General features: G+C 58.4%; 20 protein-coding genes and 1 tRNA gene. 16 read left to right on the top strand and 5 right to left on the bottom strand.

Features of this window, described 5'->3' with window-relative positions:
• Positions 1–65: 65 nt before the first annotated feature.
• The 6 genes from ACN0TA_RS11515 (at position 66) to ACN0TA_RS11490 (ending at position 6,536) form a co-directional block, all read left to right on the top strand.
• Positions 66–521, top strand: a complete 456-nt coding sequence (locus tag ACN0TA_RS11515) for a GatB/YqeY domain-containing protein (protein WP_417583061.1) — start codon at positions 66–68, stop codon at positions 519–521.
• Positions 522–632: 111 nt separating this feature from the next.
• A complete protein-coding gene (locus ACN0TA_RS11510; RefSeq protein ID WP_417582984.1) occupies positions 633–1,190 on the top strand; it encodes an HdeD family acid-resistance protein in 558 nt (185 codons plus the stop codon).
• A 68-nt stretch (positions 1,191–1,258) separates the two neighbouring features.
• Entirely contained in the window at positions 1,259–3,181 is a 1,923-nt protein-coding gene (dnaG, locus tag ACN0TA_RS11505; protein WP_417582982.1) for a DNA primase, read from the top strand.
• Between the two features lie 201 nt (positions 3,182–3,382).
• Positions 3,383–5,458, top strand: coding sequence for an RNA polymerase sigma factor RpoD (rpoD, locus tag ACN0TA_RS11500; protein ID WP_417582980.1), 2,076 nt, complete (start codon positions 3,383–3,385; stop codon positions 5,456–5,458).
• Positions 5,459–5,945: 487 nt separating this feature from the next.
• Positions 5,946–6,233, top strand: coding sequence for an HlyU family transcriptional regulator (locus tag ACN0TA_RS11495; protein ID WP_417582978.1), 288 nt, complete (start codon positions 5,946–5,948; stop codon positions 6,231–6,233).
• A gap of 78 nt (positions 6,234–6,311) precedes the next feature.
• Entirely contained in the window at positions 6,312–6,536 is a 225-nt protein-coding gene (locus tag ACN0TA_RS11490) for a hypothetical protein (protein ID WP_417582976.1), read from the top strand.
• 8 nt (positions 6,537–6,544) lie between these two features.
• On the opposite strand, the gene ACN0TA_RS11485 is transcribed toward ACN0TA_RS11490, so the two are convergent.
• Positions 6,545–6,718 carry a hypothetical protein gene (locus ACN0TA_RS11485; protein WP_417582974.1) on the bottom strand — a complete coding sequence of 58 codons (174 nt, stop codon included), beginning with the start codon at positions 6,716–6,718 and terminating at the stop codon, positions 6,545–6,547.
• Between the two features lie 64 nt (positions 6,719–6,782).
• Positions 6,783–7,394, bottom strand: coding sequence for a tellurite resistance TerB family protein (locus ACN0TA_RS11480; RefSeq protein ID WP_417582972.1), 612 nt, complete (start codon positions 7,392–7,394; stop codon positions 6,783–6,785).
• Between the two features lie 134 nt (positions 7,395–7,528).
• On the opposite strand from ACN0TA_RS11480, the gene ACN0TA_RS11475 reads away from it, so the two are divergent.
• Complete coding sequence (locus ACN0TA_RS11475; protein WP_417582970.1) at positions 7,529–8,158, top strand: GyrI-like domain-containing protein; 630 nt, start codon at positions 7,529–7,531, stop codon at positions 8,156–8,158.
• Between the two features lie 38 nt (positions 8,159–8,196).
• Here ACN0TA_RS11475 and ACN0TA_RS11470 read toward each other — a convergent pair whose 3' ends face one another.
• Both ACN0TA_RS11470 and ACN0TA_RS11465 read right to left on the bottom strand, forming a co-directional pair.
• Positions 8,197–10,485, bottom strand: a complete 2,289-nt coding sequence (locus ACN0TA_RS11470; RefSeq protein WP_417582968.1) for an OmpA family protein — start codon at positions 10,483–10,485, stop codon at positions 8,197–8,199.
• A 140-nt stretch (positions 10,486–10,625) separates the two neighbouring features.
• On the bottom strand, positions 10,626–10,970 hold the full coding sequence (locus ACN0TA_RS11465) for a hypothetical protein (protein ID WP_417582966.1): 345 nt from the start codon (positions 10,968–10,970) through the stop codon (positions 10,626–10,628).
• 216 nt (positions 10,971–11,186) lie between these two features.
• Between ACN0TA_RS11465 and ACN0TA_RS11460 the strand changes: the two genes are divergently transcribed.
• Positions 11,187–11,609: a secondary thiamine-phosphate synthase enzyme YjbQ gene (locus ACN0TA_RS11460; RefSeq protein ID WP_417582964.1), complete on the top strand. Its 423-nt coding sequence runs from the start codon at positions 11,187–11,189 to the stop codon at positions 11,607–11,609.
• A 150-nt stretch (positions 11,610–11,759) separates the two neighbouring features.
• A complete protein-coding gene (locus ACN0TA_RS11455; RefSeq protein ID WP_417582962.1) occupies positions 11,760–12,587 on the top strand; it encodes a sulfite exporter TauE/SafE family protein in 828 nt (275 codons plus the stop codon).
• A 57-nt stretch (positions 12,588–12,644) separates the two neighbouring features.
• On the opposite strand, the gene ACN0TA_RS11450 is transcribed toward ACN0TA_RS11455, so the two are convergent.
• A complete protein-coding gene (locus ACN0TA_RS11450; RefSeq protein WP_417582960.1) occupies positions 12,645–13,364 on the bottom strand; it encodes an SIMPL domain-containing protein in 720 nt (239 codons plus the stop codon).
• A gap of 179 nt (positions 13,365–13,543) precedes the next feature.
• Between ACN0TA_RS11450 and ACN0TA_RS11445 the strand changes: the two genes are divergently transcribed.
• The 7 genes from ACN0TA_RS11445 (at position 13,544) to ACN0TA_RS11415 (ending at position 19,957) form a co-directional block, all read left to right on the top strand.
• Positions 13,544–13,620 (top strand) — tRNA-Ile (locus tag ACN0TA_RS11445).
• A gap of 278 nt (positions 13,621–13,898) precedes the next feature.
• A complete protein-coding gene (locus tag ACN0TA_RS11440; protein ID WP_417582958.1) occupies positions 13,899–15,038 on the top strand; it encodes a DNA cytosine methyltransferase in 1,140 nt (379 codons plus the stop codon).
• A 3-nt stretch (positions 15,039–15,041) separates the two neighbouring features.
• Entirely contained in the window at positions 15,042–16,034 is a 993-nt protein-coding gene (locus ACN0TA_RS11435; RefSeq protein ID WP_417582956.1) for a NotI family restriction endonuclease, read from the top strand.
• A 244-nt stretch (positions 16,035–16,278) separates the two neighbouring features.
• A complete protein-coding gene (locus ACN0TA_RS11430) occupies positions 16,279–17,856 on the top strand; it encodes an AAA family ATPase (protein WP_417582954.1) in 1,578 nt (525 codons plus the stop codon).
• A gap of 215 nt (positions 17,857–18,071) precedes the next feature.
• Positions 18,072–18,860, top strand: coding sequence for a metallophosphoesterase (locus ACN0TA_RS11425; RefSeq protein WP_417582952.1), 789 nt, complete (start codon positions 18,072–18,074; stop codon positions 18,858–18,860).
• On the top strand, positions 18,857–19,492 hold the full coding sequence (locus ACN0TA_RS11420) for a hypothetical protein (RefSeq protein WP_417582950.1): 636 nt from the start codon (positions 18,857–18,859) through the stop codon (positions 19,490–19,492). Before ACN0TA_RS11425 ends, ACN0TA_RS11420 begins: the two co-directional genes overlap by 4 nt.
• A gap of 117 nt (positions 19,493–19,609) precedes the next feature.
• Complete coding sequence (locus tag ACN0TA_RS11415; protein ID WP_417582948.1) at positions 19,610–19,957, top strand: hypothetical protein; 348 nt, start codon at positions 19,610–19,612, stop codon at positions 19,955–19,957.
• The last annotated feature ends 211 nt before the right edge of the window (positions 19,958–20,168 follow it).

Raw genomic sequence — 20,168 nt, 5'->3', positions numbered from 1 at the left:
CTTTGAGCAGGCGCTTGAGCTATAGGAACGGCACCAAACAGGACAACAAAACTCAAGGAAAACCGATCATGCGCGACCAGATCAGTGCTGCCATGAAGGACGCCATGAAGGCGCGCGACGGCCGGCGGACGACCACGCTGCGACTCATCAACGCTGCAATCAAGGACCGCGAAATTGCGGCCCGCGGCGAAGGTAAGGACGGCATCGGCGATGAAGATATCCTCGCCATCCTTCAAAAGATGGTCAAGCAACGCGAAGAGTCCGCAGTTCTTTATGGCCAGAACGGGCGCCCCGAGCTTGAATCGCAGGAGCGCGAGGAAATTGAGATCATCAAGGAGTTCCTTCCCAAGCCGTTGACCGACGCCGAAGTGGATGCAGCTATCAAGGCCGCTATTGCCGAGACCGGTGCAGAGGGTTTGCGCGACATGGGCAAGGTTGTGGGCGTGCTCAAGCAAAAATACCCGGGCCAGATCGATTTCGGACAGGCATCCAAGCAAGTCAAAGCCCAGCTCGGCGCCTAGATCTTCGGGGTCGTTCAGCCGCCAGGCCCCGTTGGGGCCGGGTGGTTGTCCTTTGCGCAAAAGATAATCGGGCGTATGGTTCTCCAGCAGTTCTAGGCTTGGGGAATTACAATGTCTGAAACAAAGAAGTCATCTCGTTTTCCGTCCATACTGACAGGCATTCGCGGGGTGCTGATGCTCCTCGCGGGGATTTACGCCGTCCTGTTTCCCGCAGCGGCGCTTCTGGTATTGACCACCTTTGCTGCGGCGCTGTTCGTCATCGATGGTGTACTGGGATTGTGGGCCATTACATTTGGTGGTGGCAAAACGGGCAATTTCTGGTTCGACGTGGTGCGCAATGCCCTGTCGATCATCGTTGGCATACTGATTCTCATTTCCCCGCTTCTCGGAACGCTGATCACGGCGACATTCCTTGTCTATCTTGTGGCGTTTCAGGCCATATTCGTGGGTGTAATGGAAATCGTGGTCATCGTGCGCGAGCGCCAGCTCTATGCAAAAATATGGCCGGTGCTATTGAGTGGTGTGCTCTATGTCCTGTTCGGCCTCCTGCTGATCTTCTGGCCGATGGCTGCCGCTTCGGCGCTTGTCATGGTCGGCGGCATCTTGATGATGGTGTTTGCCTTCGGGCTGATGGGGCTTGCGTGGCGTCTCTGGAAAGCCGGGCACTGAGCCTGTGAATAGCGGGGGAAAGCGCATGGGCAGGTGACAAAGTTCGAGCCAGTGCTTACCTAACATTCATGCGCTTTTCCGATCACTTTCTGGACGAAATCAGAAACCGCCTGTCTATCACACAGGTGGTCGGGGAGCATGTGGTTTGGGATAAGCGCAAATCCCAGCCTGGCAAGGGTGACATGTGGGCATGCTGCCCGTTCCATGGCGAAAAGAGTCCAAGTTTTCACGCCGATGACCGGCGCGGCCGCTATCATTGCTTCGGGTGCGGGGCCAGTGGCGACCATTTCCGATTTCTCACTGAAAAGACCGGTGTGAGTTTCCCCGAGGCCGTTGAAATGCTGGCGGGGCGCGCGGGTGTGCCGATGCCCGCCCGCGACGAGCGCGAGGAAAAGCGCGCCGAGGCGCGGCGTTCGCTCTATGACGTCATGGATATTGCGACAGCCTATTTCGGTGAAGCACTGGCCCACAACGTCGGCGCACGGGCGCGGGGTTATCTTCATGAGCGGGGCGTCTCGGGCGCCATGCAGCAGCGATTCAAGATCGGGTTTGCACCTGATAGCCGCAATGGCCTTAAAGAATTTCTCGCCGCAAATGGCGTCTCGGCACGGGAGATGGCCGACACCGGACTTGTGGTTCACGGCGAAGACATTTCCGTGCCCTATGACCGGTTTCGCAACCGGCTGATGTTTCCAATCACCGACTTTCGGGGGCGGGTGATTGCTTTTGGCGGGCGCGCGCTCAGCGCCGATGTTGCGGCAAAATATCTCAATTCGCCGGAAACCGAACTCTTCCACAAACGCCAGACGCTCTATAATGGCCAGGCGGCGCGCCAGGCAGGCTATGATGGCAAGCCGCTGATCGTTGTCGAGGGCTATCTCGATGTGATCGCTGCTGTGGCGGCTGGCTTTGAGGGTGCTGTTGCGCCACTGGGTACGGCGTTGACTGAAGATCACCTCAATCTGCTCTGGCGTATGACCGATATTCCGGTTCTGTGTTTTGACGGCGACAGCGCAGGGATGCGCGCTGCCGAGCGCTCGCTCGATATTGCCTTGCCGCTTCTCAAGCCGGGCAAGAGCGTGAAGATTGTTACGCTTCCAGGCGGGCTCGATCCTGACGATCTCATCAAGCAGCAGGGGAGGCAGGCCTTTGCTGACCTCGTTGCCGGGGGGCGGTCGCTTGCCGACGCCGTTTGGGCCATGGAAACCGCTGGAGGCATACCCGAAGCGCCCGAGCAGCGCGCAGCACTGGAGGCGCGTCTGCGTGAGCGCGCGACGCGCATTGCCGATGTGTCGGTTCGGCGCCATTACAGCCAGGCTTTCGATGAGAAGATCTCCTCGCTGTTCGTTTCGACGCGAGGGCAGTACCGGGGTGGGGGGCGAAACAACGGATATGAGCAGCGGCGCAGCGGCCAGCGCGGCAACCCCAAAATGCTGGTCTCAGACACGCTGCGCAATTCCCGACTGCTCAAGGGCGCATCGACGCCGGGCGTCATTCCCCGCGAGGCCGTCATTTTGATGAGCCTGGTCAATCATCCCGAACTCGCGCAGGCCCGGCTCGAGGCACTGGCGGAAATCGAATTTCAATCGCTGCCTGCGCGACAGGTTCTTGCAGCACTGCTCGATCTGGTCACAGTCCATCCCGACTTGGGGCCGCACGGCACCATCGAAGCGCTGATCGCCCGAGGACATGGTCCCGTGCTCGACAAGATGCGCAGCCAATTGGCGCGTCAGGGCATATGGCAAGCCGATGCCGAAACCGCACAATCGGACGCTGAAACAGGATTAAAACACTCGCTGGCCTTGCATTACAAATCCGTTCAACTAAATAGGGAACTCAAAGCAGCTGAACTGGCGCTAGGCGAAGACCTGAGCGAAAACGCATTCGAGCGGCTGCGCGACATCCAGAATCAGATTTCCAGTGTCGACGGTACTGAGGCATTGATTGAGGGATTTGGTTCGCTATCCGGGCGTGCGACACGGAGTCTTTGAAAAAAGATGATTCGTGTCTGTGCGCTTTTGCGTGTATGGAGCGCTCATACATCAAGCGGATTCGAGCCAGAATCAGAGTTATTTCGCACTAAAGAAGCGATTTGTTAACCCTGAGATGTCTTTCAATCCCAGTTCCAGTGCGATCATCGGGTGATGACACCAGTGCCGCAAACCATGGTGCGGCTCAGGAGAGCGAACTATATGGCCACCAAGGCAGCCAACCAGACCAAGACCGAGACCGACAGCAAGCCGGAATCGCAGACAGATGCCCCCGACGGGCCGCTTCTCGATCTTTCCGATGCCGCCGTCAAGAAGCTCATAAAAACCGCCAAGAAACGCGGCTATGTGACCTATGAAGAGATCAATGCGGTTCTGCCTTCGGAAGAAGTGACGTCCGAGCAGATCGAAGACATCATGGCCATGTTCTCGGACATGGGCATCAATGTTGTCGATGAGGACGAGGTCGAAGAGGCCGAGGCCGACAACAACACCGAAGAAGAAGGCGGCGAGATCGCGACGACGGGGACCACAGCGGTCGCCAATACGTCCAACGCCAAGTCGGGGTCCGACCGGACCGACGATCCGGTGCGGATGTATCTCCGCGAAATGGGCTCGGTCGAACTGCTGTCGCGCGAAGGCGAAATCGCTATCGCAAAGCGCATCGAAGCCGGTCGCGAAACCATGATTGCCGGGTTGTGCGAAAGCCCGCTGACCTTCCAGGCCATCATTATCTGGCGTGATCAGCTCGCTGAAGGCGAAATTCTGCTGCGCGACATTATCGATCTTGAAGCCACCTATGCCGGCCCCGACGCCAAAATGGCCGACGCGACCGCTGGGAACGACGAGGACGAGGATGAAGACGACGCACCGGCTTCTGCAGCCGGCGGTGCGCCCGCGGCCCCCGCTGCACGCTCCGATCGCTCGGAAAAGTCCGAGAATGGCGCGCAGGAAGGTGCATCGGAAGGCGGCCAGACCGACGACGACGACGATGATGACGAGTACGAGAACAATCTCTCGCTCTCGGCTATGGAAGCTGAACTCAAGCCCCAGGTCGTCGAAACCTTCGATCGGATCGCTGAAACTTACGGTCGCATGCGTAAGGTTCAGGACCAGCACGTCGAAGATCAGCTCGCTGCCAAGTCTTTGGATGCCGGTGAAGTTCAGGAACTCGATGCGTGGCGTAACCAGGTCATCCTTGACGTCAAGTCGCTCTCGCTCAACGCAAGCCGTATCGAGAGCCTTGTCGAACAGCTGTACGATATCAACAAGCGCCTCGTTCGCAACGAGGGTCGGCTGTTGCGTCTGGCCGAGAGCTACAAGGTCAAGCGCGACGACTTCCTGAACGCATATTATGGATCTGAGCTCGATCCCGACTGGATCGACAAGATCTTTGATCGTCCGGAAAAGGGCTGGACCGACTTCGTTACGCGCGAACGCGCCACGATCGACGAACTGCGCAGCGAAATCCAGACGCTCGCTACAGAGACCGGTCTCGATATTGCTGAATATCGTCGGATCGTTTCCAAGGTGCAGAAGGGCGAACGTGAAGCCGCCATCGCCAAGAAGGAGATGGTTGAGGCCAATCTGCGTCTCGTGATTTCGATCGCCAAGAAGTACACGAACCGTGGTTTGCAATTCCTCGATCTGATCCAGGAAGGCAATATCGGGCTTATGAAGGCCGTCGATAAGTTCGAATATCGGCGCGGCTACAAATTCTCGACCTATGCGACGTGGTGGATCCGGCAGGCGATCACACGTTCGATCGCCGATCAGGCGCGCACTATCCGTATTCCAGTGCACATGATCGAAACGATCAACAAGATTGTACGGACCTCGCGCCAGATGCTCCATGAAATCGGCCGCGAGCCGACTCCGGAAGAGCTCAGCGAAAAGCTGCAGATGCCGCTCGACAAGGTGCGAAAGGTTCTGAAAATCGCAAAGGAACCGATCTCGCTTGAGACGCCGATCGGTGATGAGGAAGATTCGAACCTTGGCGATTTCATTCCCGATACCAACGCCATCCAGCCCATCGACGCTGCGATTCAGTCGAATTTGCGTGAGACAACGACTCGCGTTCTGGCTTCACTGACCCCGCGTGAAGAGCGTGTGCTGCGCATGCGGTTCGGTATTGGCATGAACACCGATCATACGCTTGAAGAGGTGGGCCAGCAGTTCTCGGTTACCCGCGAACGTATTCGCCAGATCGAAGCCAAGGCGCTTCGCAAGCTCAAACACCCCAGCCGCAGCCGCAAGCTGCGCAGTTTCCTGGATAACTAAAAAAAAGGCGGCCCGAGTGGCCGCCTTTTTCCTGCCCGCCAGGGGCGTCACTGACTTGTGGTTTTGCAAAGTCTGGAAGGCTTGTCAGCACCATGACGGTGAATAGCAGCCATCGTGGCTGTTTGCCCGATGACCATAACAGGATAGAGATTGCCGGAAACTGGGCTTTGATGACGATGGTCTTCGACTGGAAGCGTTGGCTGGCTGCCGCTGCGGCATAAGCGCTGGTAAGCGCCGTATAATAGAATGGTCATTGCATGCAGAGCACCATGTGCGTTGCTGCTTTGTGGTGGCCTGACCGGTCTGGAAACACTCTCTGCAATTGGCGTGGCGGCGACCTTAAGTCTTGATCAACAGTCAGAGGTTTTTGCTGGCCCCAGCGCATGCGGTGTCAGCAAGCTTGGACAAACGAAGCACTTCGCGCTAGGTTGGAGAAAGTGATTTTTGGGGCGGCCGGTGGCCGCCTCACCCATGTGGAGGCGTTCAAATGTCCTGGTTCAAGAAGCTGTTCGGTGGTGAGACTTCTCAAGAGACTGCAGCGCCAGCGGTGGATGGTCAGGAAGAGTTTGAAGGGCACACCATCAAGGCGACGCTCATGAAGGTCGGCGGCGAGTTCCAGATCGCAGGCATTATCGAAAAGCAGGTTGAGGGTGAGACCAAGACCTACTCCTTCATTCGGGCCGACAAATTCGCCAACAAAGATGATTGCATCGCGACGACCCTCGCCAAGGGCCGACAGATCATCAATGAGCAGGGCCGCTTCCTGTTCGACTAATCCCGGTTTACTCCCGACATCAATGATGGGCTGTCGCCTTGGCGGCAGCCCTGTTCAGTTGCAAGATTGGAAATACCCATGGCTAAAAAGCCGACAATGCGCACCGAGTTCGTGCTTTTCGACATCGTCTATGAAGATGGCAGCCAACGGTCCAACCGCAAGGTTGATGCTGGCTTGCTGGGCGGCCTTGATGGCGATGAGCCGGCGCTCACCGCAATCATGGATCAAGACCGTGCAATTTCAGAAAAGTCTGGTGTGCCGCCGCTCAAGATCGTTTCAATCAAGCGCAGCGGCAAAAAGTAACGAACGGGTCAGGACGTATTGACCATGGGTTCGGGCACGATTTCAGGGCGTCCCGTCGAATCTTGACTGCCAACAGTGAGCGCAAACCATCCAAACGCAATGACGACAATGATTGCCAGCACACGCAGCACGACATGCCCCACGCCGCCATGGCGGGTCTGTTCAGGGTCGAGATAGGTCACGGCAACCTCCCGCTTCCGATTGACTATGAATAAGTGCGCAATGGGGGAATCGTTCCCCGATACGCTAGCGTGCAGCAGCCTTGTGGATCTCGCTGACCAGTGCCTGGGGGAGGTTGAGGCGGTTGGCAAGCGTGTCAAGATAAGCGCGCTCAGTCGCCGTATCAGCATCAATGGCAACCAGCGACGCCGCATAGATTTCTGCAGCGTGCTCAGGCGTATCCGCACTGCGTACCACAGCCTCAATATCGAGCGGGGTAGAGAGTTCGTCGAATACGAATGCCTTTTCCTGAGACGATAGGTTCATGTCCTCGAGCCGCTGGAAAATCAGCTCTTTCTCGTCTGCGTCGATCCGCCCGTCGGCCTTCGCAGCTGAGATCATGGCGCGAACGAGCGCTTTGCCCAGCTCTTCCTGACCAATATGGTCGGACGGTGCGGGCATGAACGGACCTTCAGGGGGCGTATCCACTTCGGCAGTTGTGTTGTCCTGCCGGCTCTTTTGCCAGGCGTTATAGGCAAGGCCGCCGATTGCTGCGAGTGCGCCGTATTTGGCAATCTTCTTGATGCCGCCGCCTCCCAAGAGCATGCCCGCGGCAAGGCCGGCAGCGCCGGCGCCGGCCGTACGTTGCATATTGGGGTCCGTTTTTAGAGCAGTCACGATCTTGTCGATGTCGAACATTGCGTAAAAAGAATCTCCGATGTTTGCCGAGATTTACAGATGGGGATTGCGGGCAAACAGCGCAAGAATTCTTTCCAAACTTTAAGGGTAGCTCGTAACGTATCGTAGCGTATTCGTTGTTGGGAGAGGCGCCGATGGAAAAGGTCGATTTCAAAAAACAGCTCAAGACGCTCTATGGCCCGACCAAGTCCCGGGGGCTTTATCTGGTCGATGTGCCGACCATGCGATTTCTGATGATAGACGGGCGCGGCGATCCCAATATCGAGTCCGGTTACCGTGATGCCGTCGAAACGCTCTACGCAGTGGCCTATGCGCTCAAATCTGCCTCCAAGACGCAGTTGGAAAGAGATTATGTCGTTCCGCCGCTTGAAGGGCTCTGGTGGGCAAGAGACGTCAAGAGCTTTGCGGCTCGCGACAAGCACAAATGGAAGTGGACGATGATGATCATGGTACCGGACTGGATTGGTCCGGCGATGATCGTGGCCGCCATAGAAACGGCTCGGACTAAAAAACGGCCAGTAGCACTTGATCGACTGCGGGTCGAAGCGCTGGCGGAGGGCAAGGCGGTGCAAGTATTGCATATCGGCGCGTATGACGATGAAGGCCCCGTGATTGCGCGCATGCACAACAGCTTCATCCCCGAGTTGGGATTGGTTCCCGTAGGCCGGCATCATGAAATCTATCTCGGCGACCCGCGAAAAACTGCTCCGGAAAAACTCAGGACAGTGTTGCGTCAGCCGGTAAGGGAAAGGCCGGAGCGTTAGCCCCGGCCCTTGTCGTTGTCTCCAAAAGACTTGCCGGTCTACCCGGCCGTGCCATTCATCGGAGTGATGAGCGGCGTGATACGCCGGATCGTAACACGACGGTTGGTACGCTCGGCGGCCTGCGTATTGACCTTGAGATAGCGCTCACCATAACCCTGCGTTGCTAGGTTTTCGGCTGGGACGCCATAAACACGGGTCAGCGCGTAGGCTATGGCCTCGGCACGACGGTCGGACAGAGCCAAATTGGAAACGTCCGAACCCACCGCGTCGGTGTGGCCTTCGATGAGGAAAGTTTCTGCCGGGTTCTGCCGGATCAACGCCAGCATGGCGTTGGCAGTTGCCGAAAGTGTGCCGATTTCGCTTTGCGAAATGTTGGCGCTACCGGTCTCAAAGGTCAGATCGGCGATTTCGAGACGGCGTACCATGTCGCGCAGACGCGACGACCGCTTCACTTCATCGATCGTGTAGTAGCGCTGGATGGTTTCAACTGGCGGCTGATTGAGGAATGTCGCCACCTGCTGTTCATTTGCGGCCGAAGCATTCAGCACATACTCTCTGGTTGGAATGTTGAGCTGCAATGGCGGCAACTGACGGCCAGGATCGATCCAGCGGCCCTGTTCGTCATAACGGCGATAGCTGGGGTCAACATAGACGAGCAGAATTTCACGTCCATCGGGTTCGATGCGCGAGCGGCGGATGACATCGCCATACCGATCGCGAATGGTCACGACGCGGCTACCATCTGCACGCAGAATCGTCTCGCGCGTGCGGCCTTCCGAGAGGTTCTCGACATAATACTGCTGATCGTCGGGATAGACGATCCGGGGGGTGTCAGGTGTGTTGATGAACTGGTTGGCGCCGATCGCAAAAACCGTGGCCAGACCGATGGTGGCGATGATCTCGGCATTGGATGGACCTTCACGGACCGGTCCAACGAGCACACCGCCCTGCTGCTCGGCCTGTTGCTGGCCCGAACCCTGCTGAAGCGTTGCGGATGAAGATGCCGCTGCGGCGTCCTCAATCTGCTGAATGGAAATTTCCTGACGGTCCTGGCCTTCTTCGGTATCGATCGAAGGAATCTGGGTTACGTCAACCTGCTGCGGGGCGGCAGCGGGATCGTCTGCAGCTTCGGACTGAGCATCAGCGTCAACGTCGCCTTCTGCCTGGACATCGGATTCATTCTGTTCGTCATCCATGACGCCCGAAGCAGCATCCTTGTCGCTGTCGAGAAGCGGGGCGACTTCATCGGCACTTGTGCCTTCAGGCACGATCTCGCCCTGAACATCGCCGTCTAGAACGATGCCGTCATCCATTTCCTGGGGCGCCTCGTCCTCAACAACAGCTTCCCCTTCTGGAGCGACAGGTGCGTCAGCGGTGCCATCAAGAGCGGCCTGCACATCGATAATGTCGAGTTCGATGTCAAAACCGGTTAGGCAGGCGTCCAGATCGGCTTGTCCCAGCGCTTCACAGATGCCGCGCAATTCGGCTTCGGCATCGTTCACGGCTTGGGCTGTCGCAGTGGTGTCTCCACCCGCATCAAGAGAAGCCTGGAAGTCGGCAATTGCTGTTTCATAGACGGCAGCGGCCTCAACCAGCGCAGCCGGTGCAGCCGATGCCGGGTCGGCGACGGGCTGTTCTGCCGGGGCTTCAGGTTGAGCCTCAGGCGCTTCGGGTGTTGCAGGTTCTGCCTCGTCCATAGTTTCAGGAGCGGCAGCGGGCGCTTCGGCAGGTGCTGACTCTTCGGCGGGCACTGGTGCCTGCTCTTCTGCCGGAACGGGCTCTTCGGCAACCTCCGGAGCAGGTTCGGGCGTTGCTTCAGGCGCGGGGGCAGGCTCAGCCTCGGCGGGTGCGGGTTCAGCTTCGGCGGGAGCAGGCTCGGCTGGTGCAGCTTCTGCCTCCATCGGGGCAGGTTCTTCAGCTGGAGCCTCGGGCTCGGCAGGCGCTTCCGGTTCTACAGCTGCTTTGGCTTCAGCCTCGACTGCCATCTCGGCTTCGGGCGCCGGCGCGGCTGGCGTCATTTCGCCGCTTTCGAACATGGCAATGCAAGCATCGATATCGCTCTGCCCCATCGCTGAGCACAGCGCGCCAAGTTCGTCGCGCGCCGCAGTTGCCGCGTCCTGAGCAGCTGCGGTGTCGCCACCAGCGGCTTGGGCGGCTTCCAGAGCGGCCTGGGCTTCGCGATAGGTCTGAATGGCGCCAGCCAGCGCCGGCGGGGCGGCTTGGGCGACAGTGAGCGATGTATTGCCGCTTTGCGCAAAAAGCGGCGCCACAGGGGTGCCGAGCATGAGCATAGCGGTACTGGTCAAGAGCAGTTGTTTGAGCTTCATGAGATTTTCTCCTCTGCCCCCCGGCAAATGATGCGCTCGCTAAATGGCGGCCGCACGAATGAGTTCGTTAACATTGTCAAAATGACGCCAAGCTGAACGAAAACGGAGCGTACCGGACGATACGCTCCGCATAGAGTAATTTACTGGGCCGGAGCCGGTTCAACCGGAGCGGCTTCAGCAGGAGCCGCCTCGACCGGTGCAGCCGCTTCGGGAGCAGCTTCAACCGCTGGAGCGGTTTCAGTGGCCGGCGCTGCTTCTGTCATCGGGACAGGCTCGGTCACTGGTGCAGTGGTTTCAACCGCTGCTGGTGCGGTTTCTACTGGGGCAGGCTCACCGCCGCTCAGCGCAATAAATCCAATAATCAGCACAGCGAGAACAAGCACGCCACCGATCCACCAGCCGGCGCTTCCACCGGAATTGACTGCATAGATGCGCTCGCGCTCGGTGCGATTGCCATCCGTGTAGTCGCGATCAATATCAGCCATTTTCAGTCTCCATTCAGTTGCACATCGGCGGGCGGGTTCCCCGCCGGTCGGTGTCAGGTTTCAAGCGCATTCGACTTCAGCATCCGTCTAGGGGCTCTGCGATGCTGCACCGAAGACTGTAGGCGCTCGAGATGTCACAAAAACGCGATCAACCCGTTTGGGTTCCCCGACAGGTTTCAGATAGGGTGCCGGCGTGCTGGAAAGACGAGGTGTGAAATGGTGCAATCGAATGAAGTTCTGGAGATAACGACCCGCGGGCAGGGGCTGTACGAATTCACCCCTCAGCTCGGCCGTTTCATGGCATCGAGTGGCGTGGATGAGGGGCTTTTGACGGTGTATTGCCGCCATACGTCGTGCTCGTTGCTCATTCAGGAAAACGCTGATCCAGATGTGCAGACCGACCTCAGGACATTCTTTTCAAGGCTTGTGCCGCCCAATATGGATTGGGTGGTTCACACGACCGAAGGGCCAGACGATATGCCCGCCCACATCAAGGCTGCATTGACCCAGACTTCGGTGTCCATACCGGTGATCAATGGCCGGCCCATGCTCGGCACCTGGCAGGGCGTATACCTGTTCGAGCACCGCGATGCGCCTCACCGCCGCCAGATCGTCTTCCACGCGCTCGGAGGATCCTAGACCGTGCTGCCCTATTGCTGCACCGGGCCTCGACAGGTCCTGCCAAGTGCTCAATAGTCCCGCGGCGCGCGCCGATTGCACGAAGAGTCGCAATGGATCTGCTGCCCTGCCGATTGCGCGTATTGTCCTAGCGTTCAGGAATAGTCTTTAGTGTCCGATCTCATTACTCAATATCTTCCCTTCGCATTGGGTCTTGCATTTACCGGCGCCGTATCGGGCATCATGGCCGGTTTGCTCGGTATAGGCGGTGGAATCATCATGGTCCCGGCCATGGTGTTCGCCTATCAATTGCTGGGCTACAATCCCGATATTATCATGCATGTGGCTGTCGGCACTTCGCTGGCTGTCATCATACCCACTGGCATGCGCAGCGCGCGCTCGCACGATAAGCGAGGGGCAGTTGACCGCACGATCGTGAAGTTATGGGCGCCCTGGATTGTTGCTGCGTCTCTGCTCGGCGGGCTTATGGCTGGGCTCTACAGCGCTGCGGCACTCAAAGTCATTTTCGGTGTCATGGCATTGTTCATCGCACTCAATATGGCCCTGCCGGTGCAGCGCCGGCTCATGGAAAAGCTGGCAGGTGTGCCGATGGTCAACCGTATTTCCGCAGCAGTGATCGGCTATGTCTCGGCTCTGATGGGCATTGGCGGCGGCTCGCTAACGGTACCGACCCTAACGGCGTTTGGAACGCCGATTCACACAGCCGTTGGCACAAGTTCCATGCTGGGTGTTATTCTGGCGGTACCGGCCGTTATCGGCTTTGTGATCTCTGGCTGGAGCGCTGTCGGCGCACCGCCGCTTAGCATCGGCTTTATCAACATCCCCTCACTCATCCTGATCGGCGGACTTGCGACGCTGACGGCGCCGATCGGGGTGGCGCTTGCTCACAGGCTTGATGCAAAGTTGCTAAAAATCGTATTTGCTGCCTTTCTCGTCGTTGTGGGCGGCCGCATGATCTTGCAGGCGCTGGGCATTTGAACGAAAAAAAAAGCCGGGTCGAACAACCCGGCTTTTCTTATTTGTCGCAATTGAAAATCAGTTGCTCTCGTTCTCGATTTCCCAGGCAATCGTTGCCGAGATTGAATAGGACATCTCGCCAGCTTCCACGGGTACCGCAGCGTCACCGACCATCTCCATGGCCTGGGCACGATACATGGGCATCGGTGGCTGCTGCATGTCGCCTTCACGGATCGATTCGATCGATCCAAGGCGCAGGCCGGCGGCATCGGCATAGGTCTCGGCCTTGGCCCGGGCGTCGGCAAAGGCCAGCTTGCGGGCTTCCTCTTCAAGTTTTGAAACGTCATCGACAGCGAAAACGATGCCGTTGATGGTATTGGCGCCGACGGTCACAGCCTGGTCAAGCACCGAGCCCAACGCTTCGAGATCGCGCACGACAATGGTGACCGTATTGGATACCTGATAGCCCTGAATTTCAGGTGGCAGATTATAGCCATTGTCGTCACGGCGATCCGAATAGACATATTGCGGGCTGACGTTGAAGTCGGACGTCTGGATGTCGCGGCTTTCAAGGCCGGCCTCGCGCAAGGCAGCGACCAGTTCCGCCATCGCTGCCGTATTGGCATCGAGCGCTTCGCGTGCGGTCTCAGCGTGGGTGGTTACACCCGTGTTGACGGTGGCCATGTCCGGTGCAGCGCGCACGGTTCCTGTGCCATTCAGTGTCATCGTTTCGGCAAGCGCCGGGCTCGCGAGCAAAGCAGCCGTGGCAATCGGTGCAAGCATCAGGGGTAGGCGCATGAAGTGTCTCCTGCAATTTTTGGTAATTTGAAAATGTTTGTGCCCCACGCATAACGCCCAAGTTCTCTGGGGGCATTGAGACCGTTTTGCGGCAGTTAACCTGCATGTCGGAAAAAACGGTAAACTGACGCAAAACCCCATGGACCTGGCCGCTCCGACCCGCTAGGTAAACCAAGCGTGGGCCTGTAGCTCAACTGGTTAGAGCCGACCGCTCATAACGGTCTGGTTGGGGGTTCGAGTCCCTCCGGGCCCACCAAGAAATCCGGGCGTTTCCGATAGATCGGAGGCGCCCGTTTTCTTTAGGGGGTCCGGTGCGGGGTCCAGTGGGCCTCGCTAGTGGTGGAGTTCTCGATCGTTCGCGTGAGACCTAGAGCTATTATACTCGGCTATGCGCGCCCGCGATGGGGCAGAAGGTGAGATTGTACAGACTCTGGTGAGAACCAGGAGAATCTGCTAACGAGAACAAAACAGGACCTAGTAAACGGGTCGTAAACCGTCGGCATGTAAGGTCCGACGGGGCGAAGAGGGATGACAATGGCGCACACCGGCACGGTAATCGATCTGTTCTGCGGCGCGGGTGGCCTGAGCGAGGGATTTCGTCAGGCTGGCTTCCACGTCCTGGCTGGTTCCGACATCGACGAGACTGCTGGCAAGACGTTTGCAGCCACGCATCCCGAGGCGAAATTCATCGGCGGGCCTATTCAGAACGTCGACGTGAAAGAACTGCTGCGCACGACCGGTTTGCGGAAAGGTGAGCTGGACGTGCTGGTCGGTGGACCGCCGTGCCAAGGCTACTCGGTCTACAATCACCAACGCGGCGTCCACGATCCTCGCGCAGGACTGTTCAAGGAATACTTGCGCATCGTCGCAGGGCTGATGCCTCGGTGGCTCGTCATGGAAAATGTGAGCGGCCTGACTTCCATTGCCAACGGCGCCATCATCCAAGAGATCAAAGAGGGTATGGACGCCCTCGGCTATAGCGTCGACTGGAAGATCCTGAAGTCGGAACAGTACGGCGTGCCTCAAGAGCGCCGTCGCATCGTGTTCATCGCCAACCGCATCGGCGCGCCTATTGTTTTCCCGGAGCCGACACACGGTCCTGGGCTTCAACCATACGTCACGATTTGGGACGCAATCTCCGATCTCCCCAAGCTCGAGAACGGCGACGGTCGAGGCATTGACCTGTATGGCACTCCACCAGCGAATGGCTTCCAGCGTGAGCTGCGCCGTGGAGCCAACCGACTGGCAAACCATAGCGCTTCAAAGCTCTCGGCCACGAACCTCGAGCGGATGAAACACATCCCTGCCGGAGGGTCGTGGCGTGACATTCCATTCGACCTACTGCCCGAAGGTATGAAGCGCGCCAAGCGGAGCGACCATACCAAACGCTATGGGCGGCCCCGTAAGACCGATCTGTCATGCACCATCCTCACGAAGTGCGACGTTCATTGGGGCGCGTACATCCATCCTGAACAGGACCGGGCAATCTCGGTGCGCGAGGCTGCGCGGCTTCAATCCTTTCCGGACGTCTTTGAATTTCACGGCAGCCGAACTGAGCAGTATGTCCAGGTCGGCAACGCTGTCCCTCCGCTCATGGGGCGGGCTGTTGCCCTTGCACTGCTCGAAGCCAACGGCGCGTCCGGTGTGCGCGACAAGGCGCTGGCCGTGGCATAAGGCATGGCGAGACGGCCCGAGAAGCACAAGCAGCAGTACGGCACCGCCGAATGGTATGGGCGCAAATTCAGCTCTCTGAGCAATGCAGAGCGCGTTGCTTATCTCGAGACCCGCAACACCCAGCAACCTTGTCCCTTCTTTCACCAGGTGCCAGCTCTTGGCCCCAAGAGCGGTCGGCTGAATTGCAACAAGGCCGGCGGCGTCTGCTCGATCCGAAACTTTCAGGAGCCTCGACATACCGAGGAAGATCTGACCTTCGGGCCCGTCACGGCGACTTGTCCTAATCGGTTCCTCGAGAACGGTGTCATCGTCGAGCACATTGGGCGGGCGATCCTTGGCACGTCTGCTCCCCATTTCGGCAAGGAGATCACATTCCTTCGGCGACCAAAATCCAAGGCAGCGCGCGCCGCGGTCGAGGAGTCCGTCGAGGATGATGATGCGACTTCGGAAGACGAGTCGCCCGCTGACCAGGCCCGCGAAGATGTCGGCAGGATCGACCTGGTTTTTGTCGATCCGGAAAATAAGCAGAACTGGTGCGCCGTCGAGATGCAGGCCGTTTATTTCAGCGGCGCCACGATGACGGCGGATCATGCGAACATCAGGGGCTACAGCGGGAACGGCGTCCCTATGCCGGGGGGCGGTCGTCGACCGGACTTTCGAAGCAGTGGTCCGAAGCGTTTGATGCCCCAGCTTCAAATCAAGGTCCCCACGCTTCGGCGCTGGGGAAAGAAGATGGTCGTCGTGATCGACAAGCCCTTCCTTGATGCAATGGATGATATGGAACGGATCGACCATATTTCAAACTGCGACATCGTGTGGGTGGTGGTCGACTATGATGAGACCACCGCACCAGGTGAGGTGAGGCTCGTCATCCACGATACCATCTTCACCACCCTCGAGGCCGCGGTGACCGGTCTGACAGCTGGTGAACCCACGACGCTCCCCGAATTCGAGGCCAGACTTGGATCAAAGGTGGCGCCCGCGCTCGGCGGGTGAGGGCGTTGTGACTCGATACCGCGTAAATGACCCCAGCTAATTTATCCGATACCGACCTGCATCGAATGCGACCTTTTCCCTCGACCGCGGATTAACTTTACTAAATCCATCCTCTAGACCGCTCGCGCCAAATTTGCTCTATGCGCCGTCCTGGGACGTCGAGGCTTCATGCTGTCGGCGGCGCACCGTGGGGCGACACCGCAATGTCGCGGACGCCCACACGGCTCTGAAAACATCCAAACACATGAAGGACGACGACAAGGCGGCACGCGCAGCCGCAGCAAACGCGCGCACTATTTTTGAACTGCACCGCCGCCGCGAAGAAATCGTGGCTGGCGACCTCCCTACCAGCGAAGAAGTTTTGATCCACGCAACGTTTTTGCGGGATTCGATTGCGCATGACCGGCGCGTCTTTCTGGAGGGTTTTCTTCTGGAAAGCGATGTCGATTCAGATGTCAACGATCCAGCGCTGGGAGCCGCGATTCGACACGCGGTCGACGACGGATCACTGGCTGCGCTTCAGACCGCACGCGATGCAATGGACAAGCTCGCAATGCCGATCTCAGTCCGGCGCCTCGACATCTATCTCGCTTGCATTGACGACGACGCTGCCGCCCATCGGCTTCTTGACTATAATTGGCACCATTATCGCGATGGTGCTTTTGGGCGCATGCTGCGCTCGGCGACAATTCATGGGCTGATCCACCGCGCCTTGGGTGGCGACGTCTCGCTCGAAGCCGCGCAGGATTTCGGCATCGCTGATCTCAAGCGCCTGGGCGAAATCGCGGCTGATTACGATGCCGCATGTGAAGCATTCGAATCGGGTGAAGGTCGCGAAGATTCGAAGATCGACTTATTCAAGAAGCTCATCGTAGAGCGCGGGGAAGGCGATGTCCTCGACCTCCTTGCCGATGTCGATGAAGACCGTGCCGAGGTCGAGCGCCAGCCCAAGAAGGCACCGCCGACGCATCTGGTCGTGCCAGCCTTGCCGAAGGTGGTGTCGGGTGCGCGAAAGGAAATCCGCAAGGAATTCTCGGAGGTCGAAGGTGTACCGCTGCCGCTGGTAACGCGGGGTGACCCATGGCGCCACGCGACAATTCTGACGGGTCGGTGGCCCCACGCCCAGCATGTCATCGAAGCCATCCTGGGCGACCTGGCGGCACAGGAGCCGGTGAGGATTCGTCCGACGATCCTTGTCGGCGATCCGGGCAGCGGGAAGTCGAGTCTTGCCAGAGCGATCGCAGAGCAGATCGGGCTGCCGGTGGAGCTGTATTCGCTTGCGGGGGTGCACGACGCGTCCGGCATGGGAACGAGCTCGCAGTGGGCAAGCGCCCGGGCATCGGCGCCTTTGCAGCTTATTGGTCGGTCGAAGACGGCGAACCCGTGCGTGATCTGGGACGAGATCGAAAAGGTCGGCACGTCTCGGAATAATGGCTCGATGCTTGATGCTCTGTTGCCGATGCTGGAGCCATCGCAGTCGCGGTGCATTCGCGACCTCGCCCTCGAGGTGGAAGTCGACTTGTCCATGGTCTCGCACATTGCCACAGCCAACTCGCTCGATGAGGTGCCAGCGCCGCTCAAGGATCGAATGCGTGTGATCCAGATGCCGAACCCGGAATGGAAGCATATCGGCCCGTTGAGCCGACAGATCCTGGACGATATCGCGAAGGAACGTGGGGTCGATCCCCGGTGGCATCAGCCGCTGGCCCAGGACGAGATGGAGGTCATTCGCAGCGCCTGGAACGGCGGTTCCCTCCGTGTTCTGCGTGGCGCCATCCGTGGGACATTGGACGCCCGCGACCTCGTTATGGGGAGGGCGTAGCTATGACGGAGCATGAGCAACTGTCTGATGTCTACGCCCTTTGCCGTCGCCTGCAGCGGGAAGCGGAGACGAATCGGCTTCGCCTGGCGGCGGAGGGTGTCCTTGCGGACGCGACGACCGAGGCGCTGTCGGAGCTGCTGGAAGCGGCAAGGTTTACCAGGTTCGAAGACGATGTCCGTCGCACGATCTGGGCAGCATGGAATAGGAGGTAAGCAATGAGAATTTGGATTATGAGTGACCTCCACGTCGACGCCCAAGACCGTGATTTCGACCTGCCTGCGCCGCCGCCGGAGGCCGACCTGCTCGTCATCGCGGGTGATATCGGCGATGGCTTTTCGCAAGGGTATGCGTGGCTAATTCACCAGCGCGAAGCCGGCATCAAGACCCCCATCATTTGGGTGCCGGGAAATCACGATTTCTACAGATGTATCGAACCAGAGGCCGCACTCGATGCAATTACGCGGGATTGTCGTGAGCTTGGCGTCACCGTGCTTGGTCGGGGTGAGTCCGTCGTCGGCAAAGGTGTGCGCTTCATCGGCGCGACGCTGTGGACCGATTTCGCTGCCGTGTCTCCTGATCCCATCGACGTGGCAACGGCGCAGGTGTGGGCCAAACACGCGATCCCCGATTACCGAAATATCGAGATTGCCGACCGGCCCTTGGCTCCAAACGACACGCTCAACTGGCATCGGATGCATCGTTCCGCAATCGAGCAGACCTTGAAATGGGAGCCTTTCTCAGGACCTACGGTCGTCATCACACATCACGCGCCGCATCGCCTTTCCCTCGATGACCCGGCCTTTCCGGACCCGTCAGATGGATCTTTCGCCAGCGACCTGGGTGACGTCATGGATCGATATCGACCGGATTTATGGGTGCACGGGCATCTGCATTGGAGGCGAGATTATGTCGTCGGCGACACCAGGGTGGTCTGCAATCCGCGGGGGTATAGGCGCGAGCATGGTGGATTTGATCCCCGATTCATTCTGGAGGTGGCGTCATGACATGGGCAAATGAAGCCGAGCTCAAGCGCGCACTTGAGGACCTCCAGGAACGCTATCCCGGCGAGCATATCGAGATCGTCACCACATTCGACATCGCCCACGCCGGGTGGGAATGCGACTCGCGGGGCGCTCTGATCCTGCGCGATGATCGACCCGAGATTGTCATCGTTGATCAGGTCGGGGTCGATAATGGAAGGGTGCGCGAGACCCTTGAGCGGAAGGTCGACGAGTATGAAAAGCTGGCAGCGGAGACGCGGAATGTGCTCGGACAGCAGATGGTGCTCGAAGGATTGCCGCGGCGGGAAGCCGGTTCGGAGGAAGTTGATTTCGATCTGGAGCGCGACTCTGCATATCACGTCGCACGGGAAGTCATGCGGAATCGGATCGCTACCCTGTCTGCGAAAATTGATCGGCTCGAAAGCGAAATTGTGGATGTCGGCGTCGCAATGGATGCGCTGGATTATCGGGATCGGGACGCCATCGAAACGGCGATTGAGAGGTATCAAAAATCCGACGTAACGGCGCATCCGCATTCGTCCGAGCTCGATCAGCGGCACGTCGACAACATGAAGAAGCGCGGTCTCAATTCATCGCTCGATGACGAAAACAACGACTTAGGAGACGATCCGTGAATGGATCTGGCGTGAAGAAGGACGGGGGGTGTGTGACGGAGCTGGCCGAGGCGGAGGTGGATGAATACATCCCGCGCTGATATTGTGTAGGTCAGAGCAAAAGGGGGGGCTGCTCAGGTGAAGAAGATTTCTTGGGTCAATTTGATCGAAGTTTTGTGGCTTGTGGCCTCGCTATATCTCGGCAGTCAACTGACTTTCTGGCTTGGCGCTAGCTTTTTCGAGCATGCCTTCGCGGTTATCGCGGTCGCGTCACCTGTATGGCTCGCTCGATTGTTAGTCCTTGTCGAGCGGAGAATGCCGATTTTGATCGCATGCGTCGGCCTTTACGGCGCTGCTGCGTTCGCCGTTTCGCCTACGTTCTACAGATATGGTGGAGGCCAGGAACACGTACCGCTTATCTGCGCTGCAGTGTTTGCGATTCTGGTCTGGTTACAGCGCCAAAAGGCGATAGCAGATTCGGTGTGACCTACGGAATCGGCGTCAACTCAAGACAAGTCGGGGAAAAAATCACTCTGTATGCACAGGTTTCGACTCCACTTTCCGCAGGTTTTTGGTGATTTGAGCGGTGTTAAGTCATTGATTTTAAACAAGCCGCTAGATCCCGGCGAGAAAACTGGCTGACTTACTGCCAAAACGCGCTTGGCGTCAATCAAACACCCCTGTACAAATGGAGCCG

The sequence above is a fragment of the Pelagibacterium sp. genome (assembly GCF_048264985.1).
In the GTDB taxonomy this organism is placed as follows: Bacteria; Pseudomonadota; Alphaproteobacteria; order Rhizobiales; family Devosiaceae; genus Pelagibacterium.
The sequence above is the reverse complement of the archived record's forward strand: the minus strand, read 5'-3'. Positions and strand labels throughout refer to the sequence as shown.